Origin of the sequence: Mangrovibacter phragmitis, from assembly GCF_001655675.1 — a bacterium.
In the GTDB taxonomy this organism is placed as follows: domain Bacteria; phylum Pseudomonadota; class Gammaproteobacteria; order Enterobacterales; family Enterobacteriaceae; genus Mangrovibacter; species Mangrovibacter phragmitis.
Window position 1 is genome coordinate 636,312 of record NZ_LYRP01000001.1, and the last position, 18,997, is coordinate 655,308.

18 protein-coding genes and 1 pseudogene are annotated in these 18,997 nt (G+C 50.5%); 9 read left to right on the forward strand and 10 right to left on the reverse strand.

The features are described from left to right. The first annotated feature begins 302 nt into the window (after window positions 1-302). Window positions 303-818 carry an Ail/Lom family outer membrane beta-barrel protein gene (locus tag A9B99_RS02930; protein WP_064594466.1) on the forward strand — a complete coding sequence of 172 codons (516 nt, stop codon included), beginning with the start codon at window positions 303-305 and terminating at the stop codon, window positions 816-818. 300 nt (window positions 819-1,118) lie between these two features. Here A9B99_RS02930 and A9B99_RS02935 read toward each other — a convergent pair whose 3' ends face one another. Further along, window positions 1,119-1,589 (reverse strand): GNAT family N-acetyltransferase, encoded by a 471-nt coding sequence (locus A9B99_RS02935; RefSeq protein WP_064594469.1) that lies wholly within the window; start codon window positions 1,587-1,589, stop codon window positions 1,119-1,121. Between the two features lie 459 nt (window positions 1,590-2,048). Here A9B99_RS02935 and fabV point away from each other — a divergent pair, with 459 nt between their 5' ends. After that, on the forward strand, window positions 2,049-3,242 hold the full coding sequence (gene fabV / locus A9B99_RS02940) for an enoyl-ACP reductase FabV (protein ID WP_064594472.1): 1,194 nt from the start codon (window positions 2,049-2,051) through the stop codon (window positions 3,240-3,242). A gap of 84 nt (window positions 3,243-3,326) precedes the next feature. On the opposite strand, the gene A9B99_RS02945 is transcribed toward fabV, so the two are convergent. Continuing rightward, entirely contained in the window at window positions 3,327-4,202 is an 876-nt protein-coding gene (locus A9B99_RS02945; protein ID WP_064594475.1) for a hypothetical protein, read from the reverse strand. A gap of 496 nt (window positions 4,203-4,698) precedes the next feature. Here A9B99_RS02945 and A9B99_RS02950 point away from each other — a divergent pair, with 496 nt between their 5' ends. Continuing rightward, window positions 4,699-5,745, forward strand: a complete 1,047-nt coding sequence (locus A9B99_RS02950) for an NAD(P)-dependent alcohol dehydrogenase (protein WP_064594478.1) — start codon at window positions 4,699-4,701, stop codon at window positions 5,743-5,745. Window positions 5,746-5,815: 70 nt separating this feature from the next. On the opposite strand, the gene A9B99_RS02955 is transcribed toward A9B99_RS02950, so the two are convergent. Beyond that, entirely contained in the window at window positions 5,816-6,526 is a 711-nt protein-coding gene (locus A9B99_RS02955) for a GntR family transcriptional regulator (RefSeq protein WP_231889142.1), read from the reverse strand. A 239-nt stretch (window positions 6,527-6,765) separates the two neighbouring features. After that, a complete protein-coding gene (uxuA, locus tag A9B99_RS02960) occupies window positions 6,766-7,833 on the reverse strand; it encodes a mannonate dehydratase (protein WP_064594481.1) in 1,068 nt (355 codons plus the stop codon). Between the two features lie 362 nt (window positions 7,834-8,195). On the opposite strand from uxuA, the pseudogene A9B99_RS24115 reads away from it, so the two are divergent. After that, window positions 8,196-8,292: pseudogene (locus A9B99_RS24115) on the forward strand (alcohol dehydrogenase catalytic domain-containing protein); the annotation flags it as partial. Window positions 8,293-8,451: 159 nt separating this feature from the next. Here the strand turns inward: A9B99_RS24115 and A9B99_RS02965 are convergent. Beyond that, window positions 8,452-8,709 (reverse strand): helix-turn-helix domain-containing protein, encoded by a 258-nt coding sequence (locus tag A9B99_RS02965; protein WP_064594485.1) that lies wholly within the window; start codon window positions 8,707-8,709, stop codon window positions 8,452-8,454. Between the two features lie 363 nt (window positions 8,710-9,072). Here A9B99_RS02965 and A9B99_RS02970 point away from each other — a divergent pair, with 363 nt between their 5' ends. Further along, entirely contained in the window at window positions 9,073-9,885 is an 813-nt protein-coding gene (locus A9B99_RS02970) for a helix-turn-helix domain-containing protein (protein ID WP_064594487.1), read from the forward strand. A gap of 90 nt (window positions 9,886-9,975) precedes the next feature. On the opposite strand, the gene A9B99_RS02975 is transcribed toward A9B99_RS02970, so the two are convergent. The 3 genes from A9B99_RS02975 to A9B99_RS02985 form a co-directional block, all read right to left on the reverse strand. After that, window positions 9,976-11,385 (reverse strand): APC family permease, encoded by a 1,410-nt coding sequence (locus tag A9B99_RS02975; protein WP_064594488.1) that lies wholly within the window; start codon window positions 11,383-11,385, stop codon window positions 9,976-9,978. 246 nt (window positions 11,386-11,631) lie between these two features. Further along, the gene (locus tag A9B99_RS02980) at window positions 11,632-12,930 is read right to left on the reverse strand and encodes an NAD(P)/FAD-dependent oxidoreductase (RefSeq protein WP_064594490.1); all 1,299 of its coding nucleotides are present in this window, start codon (window positions 12,928-12,930) and stop codon (window positions 11,632-11,634) included. An 82-nt stretch (window positions 12,931-13,012) separates the two neighbouring features. Continuing rightward, complete coding sequence (locus A9B99_RS02985) at window positions 13,013-14,152, reverse strand: tyramine oxidase subunit B (protein ID WP_064594492.1); 1,140 nt, start codon at window positions 14,150-14,152, stop codon at window positions 13,013-13,015. Between the two features lie 582 nt (window positions 14,153-14,734). Here A9B99_RS02985 and A9B99_RS02990 point away from each other — a divergent pair. Further along, window positions 14,735-15,148, forward strand: coding sequence for a DUF6515 family protein (locus A9B99_RS02990; protein ID WP_064594493.1), 414 nt, complete (start codon window positions 14,735-14,737; stop codon window positions 15,146-15,148). A gap of 20 nt (window positions 15,149-15,168) precedes the next feature. Here A9B99_RS02990 and A9B99_RS02995 read toward each other — a convergent pair whose 3' ends face one another. Both A9B99_RS02995 and A9B99_RS03000 read right to left on the reverse strand, forming a co-directional pair. Then, window positions 15,169-15,819 (reverse strand): GntR family transcriptional regulator, encoded by a 651-nt coding sequence (locus A9B99_RS02995; RefSeq protein WP_064594495.1) that lies wholly within the window; start codon window positions 15,817-15,819, stop codon window positions 15,169-15,171. Between the two features lie 60 nt (window positions 15,820-15,879). Next, window positions 15,880-16,131 carry a hypothetical protein gene (locus A9B99_RS03000; protein ID WP_064594497.1) on the reverse strand — a complete coding sequence of 84 codons (252 nt, stop codon included), beginning with the start codon at window positions 16,129-16,131 and terminating at the stop codon, window positions 15,880-15,882. Between the two features lie 27 nt (window positions 16,132-16,158). On the opposite strand from A9B99_RS03000, the gene A9B99_RS03005 reads away from it, so the two are divergent. From A9B99_RS03005 to A9B99_RS03015, 3 genes are read left to right on the forward strand one after another with little or no spacing between them, the layout of a single operon-like run. Next, window positions 16,159-17,403, forward strand: a complete 1,245-nt coding sequence (locus tag A9B99_RS03005) for an NRAMP family divalent metal transporter (protein WP_064594498.1) — start codon at window positions 16,159-16,161, stop codon at window positions 17,401-17,403. Between the two features lie 8 nt (window positions 17,404-17,411). Beyond that, a complete protein-coding gene (locus tag A9B99_RS03010; RefSeq protein WP_064594500.1) occupies window positions 17,412-18,185 on the forward strand; it encodes a LamB/YcsF family protein in 774 nt (257 codons plus the stop codon). Continuing rightward, window positions 18,182-18,988 (forward strand): putative hydro-lyase, encoded by an 807-nt coding sequence (locus tag A9B99_RS03015; RefSeq protein WP_064594502.1) that lies wholly within the window; start codon window positions 18,182-18,184, stop codon window positions 18,986-18,988. Before A9B99_RS03010 ends, A9B99_RS03015 begins: the two co-directional genes overlap by 4 nt. Window positions 18,989-18,997 lie beyond the last annotated feature (9 nt).

The following is an 18,997-nucleotide window of genomic DNA, read 5'->3' on the forward strand; positions in this document are numbered from 1 at the left end:
CAGGGGATGTTATTCAGACAACCCCACACACTTCAGCAGTAAATATTTCACCAGTAATACTGATGTAAATAAATACATCACTTGCCAGGCTGCAATCAGCACCACTGCAATTTTATTATACAGCTCTAAATAAAATATCGCTTCCAGAGTCACAGTTACCTTTCGAAACACAATAAAATCATATAAAACAATCATATTATTATTTTGCAAACCTCACAAAATGAGAAAAAAACCTCATTTCCAGGTGCTAGCATATTAAGTGTGAAGCAATTGCGCTCATGTCTTAAATAAGGACATCCACTATGAAAAAAATTATTCTTTATTCTGCTTTGTCACTTGCCGGTTTAACTTCCACCATTGGTGTGGCGAATGCCGCTACAGGTGACAGCAGTGCGACTATCAGTTATGCCCAGAGCCATTTTAACCATACCCGCGGTAGCGATGCCAAAGGTGTTCAGTTACAGTACCGTTATGAACTGAATGACGACTGGGGTGTAATGGGCGGCATGACCTATACCGGTAATAACTACAGTGATTCTGGCGATGGCGACCACCACTACTTCTCAGTGAAAGCCGGCCCGACTTACCGCATTACCGACTGGGCCAGTGTGTATACCGATATCGGCTACGGTTATGCCAAAGACAAGTTCAGCCGTAACGGTGTTAACCAGGACCACGACACCTCAATGCTGGTTTATGGCGCAGGTTTGCAGTTCAACCCGTATCAAAATATCGTGCTGGATGCCGGGTATGAATATGGTTCAGCAAGCCATGTTCAGGTAGGCACCTGGAACCTTGGTGTTGGTTATAAGTTCTGATTTTACACTTGAATATAAACAGAACCTAAACAAAACCTAATTAATGGCGAAAGTCACAGCTATGTCTTTCGCCATTTTTCCACACACGAATCATCAATTACTGCGCCAAAGAATTATTTACACCCGGCTATATTTCGCACAAATTAGAATTATTTTCCCACTCAAGAAAAATCTAATTACACTAACAAGCCCGCGAAGCATGTCATTCGCACAAAATAACAAAAAAAATCACTCACTACAGAAAACTCACCACCCCCGTTAATAATAAACAGGGTGCTTCGTCTGTGTTAATTCCGGTAGCTATAATGCCAAAATCATTTCAATACAGTACAAGTTTTGTTGTGCAAGTGATGAATAGTAAGTTCGTTCGCCCTGGCTTTCAAACCCGTGTTTTTCATAGAATGACTGTGCATTCGGAGTGGATGACAAGCTGAGTACTGCCATGCCCCGCTGGCGGGCTTCCGCTTTAACCGTGTCAAGAATCAGGCTGGCAGCGCCCAGGCCTGTGTATTCAGGTAAAGTAAAAACCGCTTCAACACGCTGTGCATCAACGTCTAAAAAACCGGTTGCCACCAGCCTGCCGCTCTCATGTTCTGCTACAAAGAAAGGAAACGCCTCAATAACCTCGCTCTGCCCTGCCGGAACCGTATCCGGTGTCCATGCCGCAATCACATCTGTTGCATAGCTATGCCTGCACCCATGGCGAATCGCCCGGTTACGAATGTTCCAGCATTCCCCGGCATCTGCAACCTGAGCCCGTCTTATTTTCATCTACATTATCTCCGGTATCGCGCTGGTGCAGGTAAATGAAAAGTCACCGGAACCGTGCTCAATTTATTCACATAGCAGGTTAGCCAGACAAACTGCCAGACTTGATAGTTCAGGTTTACCACCCGGAAAACAGAATGATTGTATTGTACTGATCGGTAATATAGGATCTTTTGCCACTTAGCGTCCTGTCATGCAGGGTACCACAAACCGGCATGGCAAATGCCAGCCAGTTTATTAACACATAGTTATAGTGAGCCACATATGTATTCTCTGACGCATCTGGAAAAAGCCTGGTCGCCCTTAATGTGTGAATCCGGGGTTTCCGAAGCCGTTGGTCTGCTTTTTTCAACGATGGTTAGCATGCCATCAGCCGCAGAACCAGCCTGAGAAGTGGCCTGCTCCACCCTTGAGTGACCGGGTAACTACCGGGTTATACATCTACATCAGAGGAAAGCAAGCATGCTCGTCCAACCACGTATCAGAGGTTTTATCTGTATTACTGCCCACCCAACCGGTTGTGATGCAAACGTCAAGCAGCAAATTGATTACGTTACCGCACGCGGCAAAGTGGAAAATGGGCCGAAAAAAGTTCTGGTCATTGGTGCTTCTACCGGTTACGGGCTGGCAGCTCGTATTTCAACGGCATTTGGCAGCGATGCCGCCACACTAGGGGTGGTTTTTGAACGCCCGGGCAGTGCCAAAAAAACCGGTACTGCTGGCTGGTATAATACTGCGGCGTTTGAAAAATATGCCCATGAGCAAGGGTTGTACGCCCGTACCATTAATGGCGATGCGTTCTCCGACGAAATCAAAGCGAAGACGATTGAAACCATTAAAAACGATCTCGGCCAGGTTGATTTAGTCATTTACAGTCTGGCTGCCCCGCGCCGTACCCACCCCAAAACCGGGGAAGTTTACACCTCCGTGCTCAAACCTCAGGGTGCTGATATCACCCTGCCAGGCATTGATACCGATAAAAAAGAAGTCACACAGTTCAGCCTGACCGCAGCCACAGATGAAGAAATCGACAACACTATCGCGGTGATGGGTGGCGAAGACTGGCAAATGTGGATTGACGCGCTCAGTGAAGCAGGTGTACTGGCAGATAATGCCAAAACCACTGCCTTTACTTACCTTGGCCCGGAAGTCACTCACCAGATTTACTGGAATGGCTCTATTGGTGCTGCGAAAAAAGACCTGGATAAAAAAGTTTTGGCTATCCGTGAATCAATGAAAGCGACCGGTGGTGAAGCTTATGTTTCTGTACTGAAAGCCGTGGTAACCCAGTCCAGTTCCGCTATTCCGGTTATGCCGCTCTATTTGTCCCTGTTGTTTAAAGTCATGAAGGAACAGGGCTCTCATGAAGGCTGTATTGAGCAAATAGCTGGTTTACTGCACGATTCCCTGTACAGCAGTACGCCCATTACCGATGACGAAGGCAGGTTGCGTGCAGATTACCCTGAGCTTGCCACTGAAGTGCAGAGTTATGTTTCTCAACACTGGAACACTGTCACAACCCAGAATCTGGACGACGTAGCGGATTTCGCAGGTTACCAACAAGAGTTTCTGCGCCTGTTTGGTTTTGGTATTGAAGGTGTGGACTACGACCTGGATGTTAACCCGGAAGTTGATATCCCCGGGCTGATTGCATAACCCGTAAAATACTGCGCGCGAGGGTGGCATCAGGCCACCTTCGCAATACAGCCCTCTCTCAGCAACACGCTTGCCGCCAGCAGGTTAACTCCCCAAATACACCATGCGAGTGACTGGCGCTATCTGGTGACCTTTTTTTTGTGCGTCAAACAGGCGCTGAGATGAATCAACTTTCCAGTGAAACTCACCATTCCAGCCCGTATGAGCCACCAGTAAATCCGCATTGTCACCTTTCACCAGGTTAGCGTAATGCAGTGGCTGATATCCACTGTCATTATCCTGTTGCCAAATTTTGAAATGGGATTGCAGGGTATGAATCTGTTCAGAAGTCATGCCTTTATCCTGCTTTTCGGCTTCGCACATGCCTTCAATCAACGTGATTTGGGTACCCAGTTCCACTGCGGATAACATGTCAGGCATGTCGTTCACCTGCATTTCAGTGGCATAAAATACCGCAGTTTCATAGCGCTGGTCGCACTGGTTCATTTCAAGGTATGCCGCAATGCGTTCTGCAGAAGTCAACGCACCTGAAGTATTCCAGGCAATTAATGACAGTGCCTGACGGCTCAGCCCGGCAAACGGATTAAGCCCTTGTTTGCCGCGTAACAATGCATTGATATACACCACGCAACCACCAGACAGCGCCAGGCGTGCTTCATCTTCTGTATCGGGAATGTCGTTAAGAAACTCTGGCCGCAGACTGCGGGTATTTTCAAACGCCTTAACCAGTACCGCGATATTTTGCAGGTTTTCACCCTGCTCGCTGATTACCCGGTTATCCTGAATCATTGCCAGGAAGCTCTGATAACGCCCGGAATCTGACAAAGATACCGATGCGCTTCCGGTGTCATTTTGGTTATCAGCATAAGCCGACAACCACCGGTCAGTGCGATTATGCGGGTCTTCCAGCAACGAGCGTCCGTATTGCAGAATATCTGAAATGGGTTTTACATTACTCATACCTGCTCCTTCTGTTCCACTCATGCCGGTACCGGGTTACTACTATTATCGGCCCTGTGGTGGCACGTTTTACGCATATCAATCCTAAATAGCCGATGTTTATCTCGTGGTAAGTGAATTTATTGTTGCTTTACTTCTCTGCCCGGAATATTTCAGCCTCATGCCATGTTACACACCGTCTCACATCATCAATGCATACATTGCGCAATGCGTAAAACGGCCCGGCGCAGCATCTGCTTATTAGTGAGTGCTTAGCCCCAACAGGCTGTAGAACAACGTTTTCAGGAAAAATCCAGGTGCTCAACACCCCATATTGCTAAAACAAAGTCCGTTGCGGGCAGCTATGCTTATTAGTCACAGAGCAGCCATTGCTACCTGCATTACGCTGTCTTCAGGGGTTTCCCCTCTCTTTTCACTGTGCCGCAAGCAAAACCAGGCTCAGTGACCAAACAGGAATGTCTCCCTCTTTACATCACAACATGGGATCAATAACGTTATGAAAACTGTCGGATATGCCGCCCATTCTGCGGACTCAGCGCTCAAGCCTTACCACTTCGAACGTCGTGACTTACGCCAGAACGATGTCGCAATTGAGATTTTGTATTGCGGTGTATGCCACTCCGATTTACATACCGTCAATGGCGACTGGGGCCCGCAACATTATCCTCTGGTGCCAGGCCATGAAATTGTCGGTGTTGTGCGTTCTGTTGGCCCGGATGTGACCAAATATAAAGCCGGCGACCATGTTGCCGTGGGTTGTATGGTGGACAGTTGCCAACATTGCGACCAATGCGAACACGGTGAAGAGCAATACTGTCGCCATGGTATGACGCCCACCTACGGCTCGCCAGACCGCATTTCTGGTGAAATTACCCAGGGCGGTTATTCAAAACATATTGTGGTGCGTGAAGAATTTGTACTGCGTATTCCTGAAAACATGGATATCGCCAAAGCCGCGCCAATTCTGTGCGCCGGGATAACCACCTTCTCACCTCTGCGTACCTGGAACGTGACCAAAGGCAGCCGTGTGGGTGTTATCGGGCTGGGTGGGTTAGGCCATATGGCAGTGAAACTGGCTCATGCCATGGGTGCAGAGGTCACCGTCATCAGCCGTTCCAAAGCTAAAGAAAAAGAAGCGATTAATTTGGGTGCCAAAGGCATTCTCGCGTCTTCTGATGATGCCGCAATGGAAGCCGCCACCGCGTCATTTGACCTGATAATTGATACCGCACCGGTGAAGCATGATGTCAGCATTTATGCTCCTTTGCTGGATGTCGATGGCACACTGGTGGTGGTGGGCCAGGTGGGCCCGCTGGAAGAAGTGATGACGCTGCCGCTGGTATTTGGCCGCCGCCGTATTGCCGGCTCACTGATTGGTGGTATCGCAGAAACCCAGGAAGTGCTGGATTTCTGCGCCGAGCATGATGTGTACCCGGAATGCGAAATGATCAACATCGACCAAATCAATGATGCCTTTGCCCGCTTAGCCAAAGGCGACCTGGCGCACCGTTTTGTGATTGATATGGCGTCATTAACCGCCTGATTACCTGTTTTTTGCATCTGAAATAAGCAACGGCGAACCCATATGGATTCGCCGTTTTTCATCATGCCACTCACTCTTCGTGTTCAAACCAGTCCGGGTTTTGCTGGTCTACCGGCACTATGGTGTTTCTCAACAATAGCAAGTGAGAACGGATTGCGGCCTCCGCTTCATCCGGATTACCGCTCGCCAGTGCATCAAAAATACGGTAGTGCTGAATAATCAACCCCGCAGGCGGCGATACCTCGCGCAAGGTCAGAAAGCGAACCCGGTCCATTGCTGCTTTGATATTTTCTATCGTTTCCCAGGCCATCGGGCAACCGGCGATTTCGGCAATTTTTTGGTGAAACTGGTCATCCAGCGCCAAAAACTCCATTGCATTTTGATTTTGTGCCGCCAGCTTTTGCTGGTTAAGCAGCAGTTCCAGCGCAGCGAGATCTTCTGGCGTAACATTTTCCGCCGCGCGCCGTGCAGTGGCGCATTCAATCGCACTGCGAATAAAACGCCCGTCATTCACCTGACGCACGGAAATACGCCTGACCAGTGTACCGCGCTGAGGGCGAATCTCCACCAAACCGCTTTCGGCCAGCTTGATAAATGCCTCACGCACTGGCTGTCGCGAAACCCCAAACCGGTTGGCAGTCTCTTTTTCAGATAACAATAAACCCGGCGGGATAACACACTCGACGATTTCCTTACGTAAATGACGATACACCTGCTGATTTACTGGCTGGCTATTTAGCAGAACCGGTCGGGGTAATGACATGGCGTTCACAGTGGACATGGGCATTCAGGCATCAGGGGAGAAGTCAATAGAGTAACATACTTTATCACGGGCTTTCAGTGAGTAAACCCGCCTAATTACAGCACGTTAACCAGTTCGGCAACGCTACCACTCCGCGTCTAAAAACCAGCCTGCTCCGTTTGCCATACATGTGGCTGGAGAGGAATAAAAACAGCAAGTATTGCCAGACAAGCAGCCTGCGTTCTTCGCAGGCTGCACTCAGCAACAATGCCAGGCTGTCAGTGTTGTTTCTCTAATGCTTCCCACAAACCCAGCAGGTAGGTTACGCCCAGCGCACGGTCATATAAACCGTAGCCTGGACGCCCGGTTTCCCCCCAAATAAACCGGCCGTGATCCGGGCGAATATAGCCATCAAACCCGTTGTCATGCAGGGCTTTCACAACCTGGAACATATCCAGCGAGCCATACTGTGACGGGTGGGCGGATTCATAAAAATCTTTCCCCTGAGTAATTTTGATATTACGCACATGGGCAAAATGGATACGCTTGCGGCGGGTGAACTCGGCCAGAATTTCGCACACATCGTTTTCCGGGTCTTCGGCAATGGAACCGGTGCACAGTGTAATTCCGTTGGCCGGTGAATCCACTACATTACACAACCAGTCCAGGTCATCACGGTTTTTGATAATGCGTGGCAGACCGAAAATTGAGTACGGCGGATCATCTGGATGAATCGCCATCTTCACACCCACCTCTTCACACACCGGCACCACAGCTTCCAGGAAGTAAACCAGGTTTTCACGCAGTTTGTTCTCGTCAACATCCTGATAACGGGCAAACAGTGTTTGTACCTGTGCCAGGCGTTCCGGCTCCCAACCCGGCAGGGCAAACCCATTGGCATTTTCCAGCACTTCACGTACCACTTCTTCCAGCGTTTTATCAATCCCTTGTTTCTCAAACGCCATGGTCAGTGAGCCATCCGGCAACACATACTGCATGTCCGTTTTCATCCAGTCGAACACCGGCATAAAGTTATAGCAAATCACTTTGACGCCAAACTTCGCCAGGTTACGAATGGTTTGCTGATAATTGGCAATCCACTGGTCACGAGAGGAACAACCAATTTTGATATCATCATGAATATTGACACTTTCAATAACTTCCATTGAAAGCCCTGCGGCATGCACCTGCTCTACCAGAGCGCGAATTTTTTCTTCCGCCCAGACTTCCCCGACCGGTACGTCATACAACGCACCGACCACACCTTCCACGCCTGGCACCTGGCGGAAATACTCCAGCGGGATTTTGTCCTGGTCCGGACCAAACCAGCGCATCGTCATTTGCATAATTAGCGTCACCTGTTGTCTCTGTTACTTCATCTACCATACTAGTTAATCATCAAATGTAATCTCCAAATCCATCAAACATTGATAGACATCACAAAATTTAATGTCCCCCACCACTTTGCTGCGTTAAATTAACAAACAGAAACGCAGCATAACCAACTGAATATTAACTATCAGTCATACCAATAATGGTTAAAAATCAGTATGTAACAGCAGTTCCTTCATTGCGAGTTAATTCACAAATGCGACCCAGGCCAGCATGCAAATCTGATTAGACTTGTATGGTAATAATCAAAAATCAATGAAGCTGGCCTGTATCAAAGGAAGCCGTACCATGAGAAGTGTTGTGACAGAAAGCCCAGGCCAGCATATGTACTTCTGATGTTCACATCTGGCACGGGGCACAATCCGTTTGCAAGATACCCGTGTGCTATTGGGCACGAATTTTTCGCTATTATTTTACCCGAGGGGATACCCCGGCTCCGGGCTTATTTGTCCGGTAGCTTCACACATTGTTGAGCGGCCTGCAGGCCGCCAACATCACGCTACCCGCCAGTCAGTGTAACAACCCAGGCTGAAACAGCAGCGCTCTGAGTCAGTGCATTGCACCAGACCAGCTCACTTGCTCTGTGCCTCGGGGCTACCTTTTTTCTGCGCGCTCCCCTCCTCCTTCGGATAACGAGACGGCCAAATATCCTGCGGCCGGACTCCAAGCGCATCCGCTATCAGACGTTCACCTTTCGGCCAGCGCCGGATAACTGCATTTGCCAGTGTCGACGATGACAACCCGGCGGCGCGTGAGACAGCCGCCATGGAGGTCCCTTTTTTACGTAAACCGGCAATAATATCTGCCGGGTGCCAGTCTTGTTTGTCCATATCTGGAATTCCTTCTCAACTCTTTGTTTATTAAAAACTTTGCAGGCGGCATCGCCTGCCACATGTTATTTTCGGCTTCCTGAATACCGCCAGCTATTATTGCTGGTTCAGGTAACCGGATGTCACCAGCGTTCGCCAGGCCGTCTACAAAGCCACACCAAAGAAAACACCAGGCTGATGGTTTTCAGCCTCGGGTTGCTACCCGACGCCATCACACCAGCGCGCAATGGTATTCATAAAACCTGCAAACTACTGACCTGTGCTAACCCCTGTGGGCGGCTGCTTTGTTTCCTCCTTCGTTAGTGATGACCAGGGCATGCTTTTTGCATTATTTACCATGGATTAACATTGGAGTTACATACCATGGTAAACCCTGAACAATTTCTGCCGTTCCAGCCTGCGCTGCAAAATTCGCATCAGCTGAAGAATTACCAACAACAGATGCAGAATTGCCGGGGAATTTCCCATTTCTATTCATTTACCACGGATAACAACCTGAATAATGCCCTGGTCATTCCGGATAATTGTATTGATATTTTATTTGACTGCAATACACATCAACCGACCGCTCGGGTATATGGTACAGTATCTCGTTACAAGCCCGTCGAACTTATTTCTGGCCACCGTTATTTCGGCATCCGCTTTATGCCAGGCATAATGCCAGACTATATTGACCTAATACCAGAAGATATGCCAGATCATGAATATAATTTTTTAGATATTATTCCAGGAGCCACATCAATAATTGAAGACATCGCGTTACGGGAAAACTTTACGCAACAAATTAAAGTGTTCAATGAAAGCATGGCAAATAAAGCACTACGCCAGTCATCGCAAATAACACAATACTTAATTACCGAAGTAATGCGTAATAATGGCAATATAAAAATTGGCGAACTGGAAAAAGATATTGGTTATTCAAGCCGTAACATCTACCGCATCTTCCTGAATGACACAGGTGTCAGCCTGAAATTATTCAGCCGTTTCCTGCGTATGCAAATCGCCATCAACATGATTCGCCACCCAGGCAAGCCTTCCCTGACCGACATCGCAACCGAATTAGGGTTCAGTGATCAGTCTCATTTCATTAAAGATTTCAAAACACTGACAGGTGTCAGTCCACGTAAAATGAAAGCCCAACTCAGTCAGCCTTCTGGATACCTGACCCAGGCCTGACGCCAAAAATACTAAACCACGCAACGTTACCCTGCGTGGTTTAGTGTGATAATGAATGGAGCGTGATAGCGAATGAAACCCTTGTGGCATTCAGGCCCAGGCGCGTTTTTTGTGTTTTAACTTATATTTAGACCACATATACCCCAGTGGGATAACCAGTACTATCAGCACCGGGATAATATCCACGACACTGGAATCACTGCCGGTCAGTGCCGTCAGATTATTCATCACCAGCAACACCGTTGCCCCCATCGTCAGTAATGATGCTACCGGAATGTACAATGTATTGAGTTGGCTTTCCTGGTGCCGGGGCTGGCGGCGGAAGTAGAGGATAACCGCCAGTGAAACCCCTGCCTGCAACAGCAAAATGCACAAGGTGGCAATGGCTGAACCGAATGAAAAGACAGCAAGAATAGGATCAAGCCCGGCGGCACCAAAACCAATAATCAGTAGCAACATAATCACACTGTGCACATGGCAGGCGTTGTGCGGGGTGCCATTTTGTTCATGAACTGCGCACAACTCCTGCCAAATCAACCCGTCGCGCGCCACACTGAAAATATAACGAGAAATATTGTTATGGAAGGCCAGCGCCGCTGCAAACAGGCTGGTAATTAACAGGACATTCATAACATCTACTGACCACTGGCCAAGATACTGCCGGGCAATAGTGAACACAAAATTGCCCGGGTCCCTGGCGGCAATAGCTTTAATCTCACTGGCCGGGTAAACCTGAGACAGGCACCATGCAGAGAAACAGAAAAAAAGAGCTATCACCACCAGGGAGATAAGCGTCGCACGCGGTATGGTTTTTTCTGGCTCCCGGCACTCTTCACCATAAATCGCAGTGGATTCAAAACCAATAAACGAGGCAATCGCGAAGACAAATGCTATCCCCAGATTGCCGTCAAGAAACACCGATGGGCTAAAAGCAGCAAACGAGAGCGGCTGGCCGGTCTGTGTCAGTACCGCGCCGTCCAGCACGAGTGTTATGGCAATCTCGCACAACATCAGCACGCCCAGTAATTTGCCCCCGACTTCAATTTTACGCACACTCATTACCCATACCAGTAACAATGACAGCGCACTCAGGATCCACCAGGGAATATCCAGGTGAAAATGCGCCTGTACAAACAGGCTCAGAAAAAAACCCGCCATTGCCACTACAGCCAGTTGCACACAGATATAAGCAAACAAAGCAATAAACGAGGCCGACGAACCAATATTCTCGCCCATCCCCGCTGCAATATACGCATAAAATGCGCCGGTGTTATTCACGTAACGGCTCATCGTAATATAGCCGACCGAGAACAGCCCAAGAATAATACTTGCGGCAATATACGTCGTTGCCATCCCGGCACCATTACCGGATAAAATAGCAATTGGCAATCCGCCTACGATACCCGTTAATGGTGAGGCTGCCGCCACCACAAAAAACACCAGCGCAAACACACCCAGTGTATTTTTCCTCAACCCCTGAACTTCGGTTTCATTATTCATATTTCACCTTACACGATGATGTAATAATGCAGGCATCCACTGAACTCCGGTTTCAGGCATCAATATGCTGATATCTTGTTACCGGTTGTCTTATATGGGACGATAATTTTAATTTTTCACACTTGCCAAAAAGAAAATAGAAAAATTCAGACAACCACACCGTGCAGCACATGCGCAATATCGGTGCATATCTTTAACAAAATGCTATCAAAGTGTTATTCAAGACTGTTTATGCCAGTAAGTACATCAGGCAGCAAACCGGCTGAACTGATATGGCGCAGGGTCCACCACCGGTGTGGTATTGCTGATTAAATCTGCGGCCAGTTGCCCTGCAGCCGGAGAAGTGCCAAAACCATGCCCGGAAAACCCTGTTGCCACAGTCAGCCCTGGCAGTTGCGATACCGGGCCAATGACCGGGTTGGAATCGGGGGTGACATCTATCATTCCCGCCCATGACCAGGCAACCTGTACATCACGAAACACCGGCCAGGCCGCACTCAGGTTTGCCAGCGCATCCTGGTTTAACTGGTGGTTTACTGGCGGGTCCATCGTACGTATTTGCTCAAAAGGCGAAAGCTGGTTACTGCGCCAGCGCCGCTTCAGCGCCAGGTCATGGAAAAAATGCCGCCCCAGCGAAATGCGCAGGTTCCCGCAGGCAGCACGTAATTGCGGTAAATAGCGGTGCCCGAGTAATAAGTGATCCAGGCTTAACGGTGCGTCCAGCGCGCCACGCTGGGTAATCACAAACCCGCCATCCTGGTGGCGGCGGAATGAAAAATCTGGCGCGCCGACAGCGATGTCCGTCGGGCCATCCATGGGTTTGGTGCGTAAAACGGAACAAATTAATGGCAGGGTTGGTAAAGCGATACCGTGATTTCCGAGGAAACGGCGCGACCACAGGCCTCCGGCCAGTAAAACCTGGTCACACTGTACTTCACCTTGTTCCGTAACCACTCCGCTCACTCTGCCTGCTGACGTGGCAAGCGCACGCACGGCACAGTTTTCAACAATAACCACACCTTTCGCCATTGCGGCTTTTGCTATCGCACTGGCGGCAAGTGTTGGTTCAGCCCGGCCATCAGACGGGGTATACACACCTCCGGCCCATTTCTCCACACCACCGGGCACATGGTCGCCAATTTGCCGGGTACTGAGTAACTGGCTGTCCAGCCCAAGGTGCGCAACCGATGCCAGCCACTGTTCATGCTGGGCCAGTTGTGCCTCATTGCGGGCAATAAACATGATTCCGGCCTGGCGGTACCCCACATCACTACCGACTCTTGCAGACATTTGCGCCCACAGCTTATCTGCCGCGCGGGCCAGGGGCACATCCTCAGCCAGGCGGCTGGTTTTACGTACCCACCCCAGGTTACGTGAAGACTGCTCTGCTGCAAGATGACCTTTTTCAATCACCACCACTGGAATCTGGCGTTCTGCCAGTGTCAATGCGGCGCACAGACCGACAATTCCGCCACCAATCACTACCACGGTGGTTTTTTCAGGCAACCGGGTTGCGGTTTGCACCGGCGTTACGGGTGGAACCATAATGTACCTCTTGTTTATCATTCAGGTTGCGCGGGGTAATCCGCTAAATGCAGCCGGTTTGGGCTGCGTTCCCGTAACAGCTTCAGCGTAAGGCCGGGGTTTCCCACAGATTCAGGCTCACACCAATCCCTTTTTTTACTGCGTTGCGGTACACCACCGTTCCCCAGGCAACATCTTCAACTGGCATTCCGCCCACCGACATAATGATAATTTCCTCATCGTTCTGGCGACCAGGCGCATCACCAGCCACAATACGTCCAATGTCCTCCAGTTGCCCTGCCGCCATTTGCCCCTGAGCCACCATGTCCATAAAACGCACACCAATAACCGGAATATGGTGATGAGCAGGTTTGGGGACTTCCTCAAACCAGGCGCGATACAACCCGGTGTTATCCAGCACCTTGCGTACATCGTCCTGTTCCATACCTTCATCAAGCCGGCAGGCGGCGGGCATGGCTAAAAACGCACCAGGTTTAACCCACTCCCGTTTCACCACCGGATAGGTTGCCGGGTCACCCACTTCGCCGGAACTGCAATAGGTGACAATATCCGCGCCCCGCACCACTTCCTCCAGGCTGTTGACCACCTCAATGGTGGTAATTTGCGGCCAGGTTTCCGTTACCCAGGTAATAAAGTTATCCAGGCTATGGCGCCCACGGCCTTTCACTTTGATGGTATGAACACTCGGGCATACGGCAAGAAACGCGGCTACAGCGGTTTTTCCCATCACACCCGGGCCAAGCAACCCAATCACTTCAGCATCTTTGCGCGCCAGGTGCCGGGCCCCAACCCCCGGTACCGCCCCGGTGCGGTAAGCTGAAAGTAAATTTGCCGACATATGCGCCAGGGGTGCGCCCGTGTCGGCGTCGCTGAGAGTGAACATCAAAATGGACCGGGGCAGGCCTTTTTCCCGGTTAGCGATATTTGAGCCATACCATTTCACGCCTGCGGTACCGAACTGACCACCCAGATAAGCGGGCATCGCCATTAACCGACGATCTGCCGTAGGTTTTGGCATGGAGGGGAAAGGTGAATGTTCAGGGAATGTCACCATGGCACCATGCGAGTCGTTATTGGCACCGGCCATCCGGTAATCACCGTGGTACAACAGGCCAAACATGGCTTCCATGGTATCCACACAGGCAGCCATATCGGTAACACCAGCGCGGATCATGTCCTGCTCGGAGAGGTAGAGAAAATCAATGCGCGTATTTTCAGCCATAGTCCTGTTCCTTGTTTGCAGTGGTTTATTGTTATTGCTGTTGCGATGTCTTACTGTTCCGCCAGCTATTTGCCAGGCAAAGCATTAGCGGTTTCAGGCATCATTCACGAGCAGCAAACAGAAAAATAGAAAAAATCGGACAACGAAAAACAGCGCGGACAGGCACCACGAAAATAGCCGTAAATTATTATTCGTGACACAGATGCATTAACAAGACAGGGAAATGAACACTAAAATAGCAAAAGCATGTAAATACAGTGATAAAGTCGACAGCCAGTATACAAAAGTCGGGATCATTTTTATTGCGGGGAAAACATCCCCAATGGCGGCCAAACCAGACAGTCACCAAACCTCTGCCCAATTAACCTTATCAACATGACGTAACGCCCGGTAACAACTGTGGATTAATCATGAAACTTGTCGTTGTCTGATTGAGTCTGGCAGTTCACGCCCCTACTATGCCATTAAGGATATACCCGCAGTGTTCGCGCCCTGCCCGTTTTTGGCAAGGCAAACGTCCAGGGTATAGCACACGGTGCTCCGCAGTACAGGACGCGTCGTATTGACAAAGGCAGGTTGTATATGAAAAAGATTTCTTTGCTAATGCTGTTTACCGCAGCACTAACCAGCCTGGCTCCGCTCGCCCAGGCTCACCCGGGTCCATTTTTTGCCCATGGCCCGGATCCATTTTTTCACCATGGTCCGGCACCTTTTTTTCACCCCGGTCACCGGGTGGATATCCTGCCGGGTATTGCCACTGCACTACTGATTGGCGGGCTGACATACTATGTGGTAAACGGTATTTACTACCAGCGCCAGAATGACCACTATGTTGTAGTAGAGCCACCGGCCACTACCGTCGTGGAAGTGCCGTCATCGGGTGCACTCCACCCGCTCGATTTTAATGGCCGCCGTTATTACGTAAGTGACGGTCACTACTATGAACGGGACGTGGCAGGTCATTATATTGAAGTACCACGCCCTGCAGGCCTGTAACCGCCAGGGTTTTGGAGCAATTACCGGCTGCGCGCCAGCGCAGCCAGAATAGTGCGTTCAGAAATATTCAGGTAGGTTTCAAGGGTAGCCGCCGCATTATCATTCTCACCCGCTTTCAGCAATAAGATTATCCCCGCGTTTTTCTCCACATAGGGTGAATGCAGCATCTCTTTATCCGCCAGTTGCCCAAAGGCCAGGCGTAACTCTGCGGAAATATGCTGGTACAGCCGCATCAGGCGCTCGCTGTCTGAAAGTGCAACAATGGCTGCATGAAACTGCATATTCGCGGTGCCCACTTCCCCCCAGTCTTCGTCCCGCAAAGCACGACGCGCGTCATCAACAGCACGCTCCATCATGGTAATCGCCGGGTGGTATGGGTAAGCATTACGCAATGCATCACATTCAATCAACCGCCGGATGCGGTAAATATCTATGATATCGGCATCTTTGGGCACCGCCACGCAAACGCCCCGGTTTGGCTGGTAACGCAACAGCCCTTCCTGAGTAAGCAAACGAAAAACTTCGCGTAACGTGTTACGCGAAATATCCAACTGACTGGTTAATTCCCTTTCCGAGAGGCGGGCTCCAGGCAGTAACTCGCCGGCAATAATTTTCTGACGTAATGCCTGAGCAATCATTTCGCTCAGTACAGGCTCTGCAGGTTCTCTCATCTGCCTCTCACCAACGGGGAACAAGCGGCAATATTCCCATAATCCAGCAGGAGCAGCAACTTACCCGCCCACCTCCCCGGCATTATTACAGACAAAACAGCGCACAACGCACCAGGCCAGTGCATCCAACGCCTCATTGCTGTGCACCGCTGTTTTTGTGTGTTGCTTCACTCTTTCAAAACTATGCATTAACAAATATTTTACATCTGCATTTTTTCCGCTATGGTCAATATTGTTCAACAATTTATTTTTTATTGATGAACAATAAAATAAATTTAACCCAACAATGGAATGATTTTTGCTTAACAACATGACATCCCCCCGACTGGAGTGCATGCAATGGCAGTTGATAACATTAATCAGCAACAAAGCTTTGTTCAAAACCGGCGTTCATCACTTCTCGCCGCCATATTCCTGATGGCCACCTCGGCAATCGGCCCGGGTTTTATTACCCAAACCGCTACTTTCACCGCTACCCTGGGCGCGGCATTCGCGTTTGGTATTCTGGCATCTGTCGTGATTGACTTTGTCGTACAGCAAAATATCTGGCGCGTGGTAACACTGACACAAATGAACGCAGCAGCAGTAGCTAACCGGGCCATCCCAGGCAGTGGCTACCTGCTGGCGGTGCTGGTTATCTTTGGTGGGCTGGTGTTCAACATTGGCAACATCGCGGGTGCCGGTTTAGGGCTGAATGCCTTGTTTGGCCTGAGCCCTAAACTGGGTGGGCTTATCAGCGCAGGTATTGCGATTTATATTTTTGCTTCACGCCGTGCCGGTGTGGCGCTTGACCGCATGCTTATTGTGCTGGGAATTGTCATGATAGTGCTGACACTCTATGTGGCACTGGTTTCACACCCACCATTAGGCATGGCACTGCGCGAGACGGTATTCCCCAGCAATATTAACTTTGCGGCAATCACCACCATCGTTGGCGGCACGGTTGGTGGTTACATCAGCTACGCGGGGGCTCACCGCCTGCTGGATAAAGGTATCAGCGGCAAAGAACATATCAAAGAAGTCTCTGCAGCCGCCAACCGCGGGATTATTGTGGTCGGTATCATGCGTTATGTGCTGTTTCTGGCTATTTTTGGCGTAGTCGCCAGTGGCGTAACCATTGATCTCTCCAGCCACAATGCGAACCCGGCTTCTCAGGCTTTCCTGGCAGCGGCCGGTAACGTTGGCCTGCGCATTTTTGGCGTTGTACTGTGGGCAGCCGCGCTTTCCAGTGTGATAGGTGCAGCATGGACATCCGTTTCCTTCATTTCCGTTTTCCGCCCGGGGATTACTGAGCGCCAGCGCAATATCGCCACACTGGTATTTATTGCATTCACCCTGGCCGTGTATCTGTCCCTGGGTACAGCCCCCACCGCCCTGCTGGTGTTTGCTGGCGGGTTCAATGGTCTGGTGCTTCCACTGGGCTTAACCTTATTTCTGTGGGTTGGCTGGCGTCGGGCAGACCTGATGGACGGTTACCGCTACCCACGCTGGTTGCTGTGGCTGGGTCTGATAACCTGCATTATGACCTGGTATATGGCTATCATGTCGGTTTCCACTATTTTTAATTTCCTGAAAATTGCATAAGGCTGCCTATGAATACCATTGATATTAATAGCGATCTTGGCGAAAGCTTTGGTCAGTGGCATATGGGTGATGACGCACGCATGCTGACTGTGGTGAGTAGCGCAAATATTGCCTGTGGTTTCCATGCCGGTGACCCGGCGGGGATGCGGGCCACACTCAAGGCCGCTGCCGCCAATCAGGTGTGTTGTGGCGCGCATGTGGGCTATCCGGATTTACAGGGTTTTGGCCGCCGGGAAATGAACATGGCAGATGACGACCTGACTGCCAGCGTAATTTACCAGATTGGCGCACTGGCGGGCCTTGCCCGTGCAGCAGGTACCAGAGTGAGCTATGTCAAACCCCATGGGGCGTTATACAACACCATTGCCCACGACAGGCGCCAGGGGATGGCGGTCATTAATGCGATTAAAGACTATGATGCCCGTTTACCACTGGTGGTGCTTGCCGGTTCTCCCCTGGCACAGCTTGCCCGCGAGCAGGGGTTGCAGGTTGTAGCTGAAGCCTTTGCCGACCGGGCCTACCACCAGGACGGCACGCTGGTTTCACGCAGGGAAGCCGGTGCCGTGCTACACGATACACAGGCCATTGCCCGCCGTATGGTGCAACTGGTGCGTGAAGGCGGCGTGGTGTCAGTTGAAGGTGTGTTTACGCCCATATCCGCCCAAAGTATCTGCGTGCATGGTGATTCCCCGGGTGCCGTAGAGATGGCAATTAAAGTGCGGGCAGCGCTGGAGCAGGAAGGTATCCACATTGCGCCTTTTTGCCAGGGAGAGCAGAGATGAACCTGAATTACCCTGCAACACCGCAAGCGCTGGAAGAAGCGGCACAGGCACGCCTGCGTATTCGTAAAGGTTACGACAAACCGACAGCCGGGATGGCGCCGGGCATGACCCAGGCAAATATGATAGCCCTGCCACAGGACTGGGCATTTGATTTTCTGCTCTACGCGCAACGCAACCCACAAAGTTGCCCGGTGCTTGATGTCCTCGAAGCCGGGCAATGCCATACCATGCTGGCAGCCGGAAGCCGGGTGGATACGGACATTCCACGTTACCGGGTATGGCGCAATGGTGAACTGACAGAAGAAGTCACCGATGCCCGGGAAATCTGGCAAAGCCACCCGGACCTGGTCACTTTTTTGATTGGCTGCAGCTTCACATTCGAGACACCACTGATACAGGCAGGTATTGATGTCCGCCATATCAGCGAAGGTTGCAATGTGCCGATGTACCGGACCAACCGCCCTTGCCGTGAGGCAGGCAGGCTGAAAGGCGAACTGGTGGTCTCCATGCGGCCGGTTCCGGCTCACCAGGTTGCCGCTGCTGTCACTATTACTGCCCGTTACCCGGCCGTACATGGCGCACCAGTACATATTGGTGAACCACAAGCGCTGGGTATTCAGGACATCAGCAAACCTGACTTTGGCGACCCGGTAACTCTCCGCCCGGGAGAAGTACCGGTGTTCTGGGCCTGTGGCGTAACACCGCAGGCGGCGGTGATGGCATCGCGGGTGCCATTTGCTGTAAGCCATGCCCCCGGGCACATGTTTATCACCGATATTCCGGACGCCGCCTGGCAACAATAATAAGGATGT

Coding starts and splice junctions, on each gene's coding strand:
- A9B99_RS02930 (WP_064594466.1), top strand. CDS start 303: ATGAAAAAAATTATTCTTTATTCTGCTTTGTCACTTGCCGGTTTAACT.
- A9B99_RS02935 (WP_064594469.1), bottom strand. CDS start 1,589: ATGAAAATAAGACGGGCTCAGGTTGCAGATGCCGGGGAATGCTGGAAC.
- fabV (WP_064594472.1), top strand. CDS start 2,049: ATGCTCGTCCAACCACGTATCAGAGGTTTTATCTGTATTACTGCCCAC.
- A9B99_RS02945 (WP_064594475.1), bottom strand. CDS start 4,202: ATGAGTAATGTAAAACCCATTTCAGATATTCTGCAATACGGACGCTCG.
- A9B99_RS02950 (WP_064594478.1), top strand. CDS start 4,699: ATGAAAACTGTCGGATATGCCGCCCATTCTGCGGACTCAGCGCTCAAG.
- A9B99_RS02955 (WP_231889142.1), bottom strand. CDS start 6,526: ATGTCCACTGTGAACGCCATGTCATTACCCCGACCGGTTCTGCTAAAT.
- uxuA (WP_064594481.1), bottom strand. CDS start 7,833: ATGCAAATGACGATGCGCTGGTTTGGTCCGGACCAGGACAAAATCCCG.
- A9B99_RS02965 (WP_064594485.1), bottom strand. CDS start 8,709: ATGGACAAACAAGACTGGCACCCGGCAGATATTATTGCCGGTTTACGT.
- A9B99_RS02970 (WP_064594487.1), top strand. CDS start 9,073: ATGGTAAACCCTGAACAATTTCTGCCGTTCCAGCCTGCGCTGCAAAAT.
- A9B99_RS02975 (WP_064594488.1), bottom strand. CDS start 11,385: ATGAATAATGAAACCGAAGTTCAGGGGTTGAGGAAAAATACACTGGGT.
- A9B99_RS02980 (WP_064594490.1), bottom strand. CDS start 12,930: ATGGTTCCACCCGTAACGCCGGTGCAAACCGCAACCCGGTTGCCTGAA.
- A9B99_RS02985 (WP_064594492.1), bottom strand. CDS start 14,152: ATGGCTGAAAATACGCGCATTGATTTTCTCTACCTCTCCGAGCAGGAC.
- A9B99_RS02990 (WP_064594493.1), top strand. CDS start 14,735: ATGAAAAAGATTTCTTTGCTAATGCTGTTTACCGCAGCACTAACCAGC.
- A9B99_RS02995 (WP_064594495.1), bottom strand. CDS start 15,819: ATGAGAGAACCTGCAGAGCCTGTACTGAGCGAAATGATTGCTCAGGCA.
- A9B99_RS03000 (WP_064594497.1), bottom strand. CDS start 16,131: ATGTTGTTAAGCAAAAATCATTCCATTGTTGGGTTAAATTTATTTTAT.
- A9B99_RS03005 (WP_064594498.1), top strand. CDS start 16,159: ATGGCAGTTGATAACATTAATCAGCAACAAAGCTTTGTTCAAAACCGG.
- A9B99_RS03010 (WP_064594500.1), top strand. CDS start 17,412: ATGAATACCATTGATATTAATAGCGATCTTGGCGAAAGCTTTGGTCAG.
- A9B99_RS03015 (WP_064594502.1), top strand. CDS start 18,182: ATGAACCTGAATTACCCTGCAACACCGCAAGCGCTGGAAGAAGCGGCA.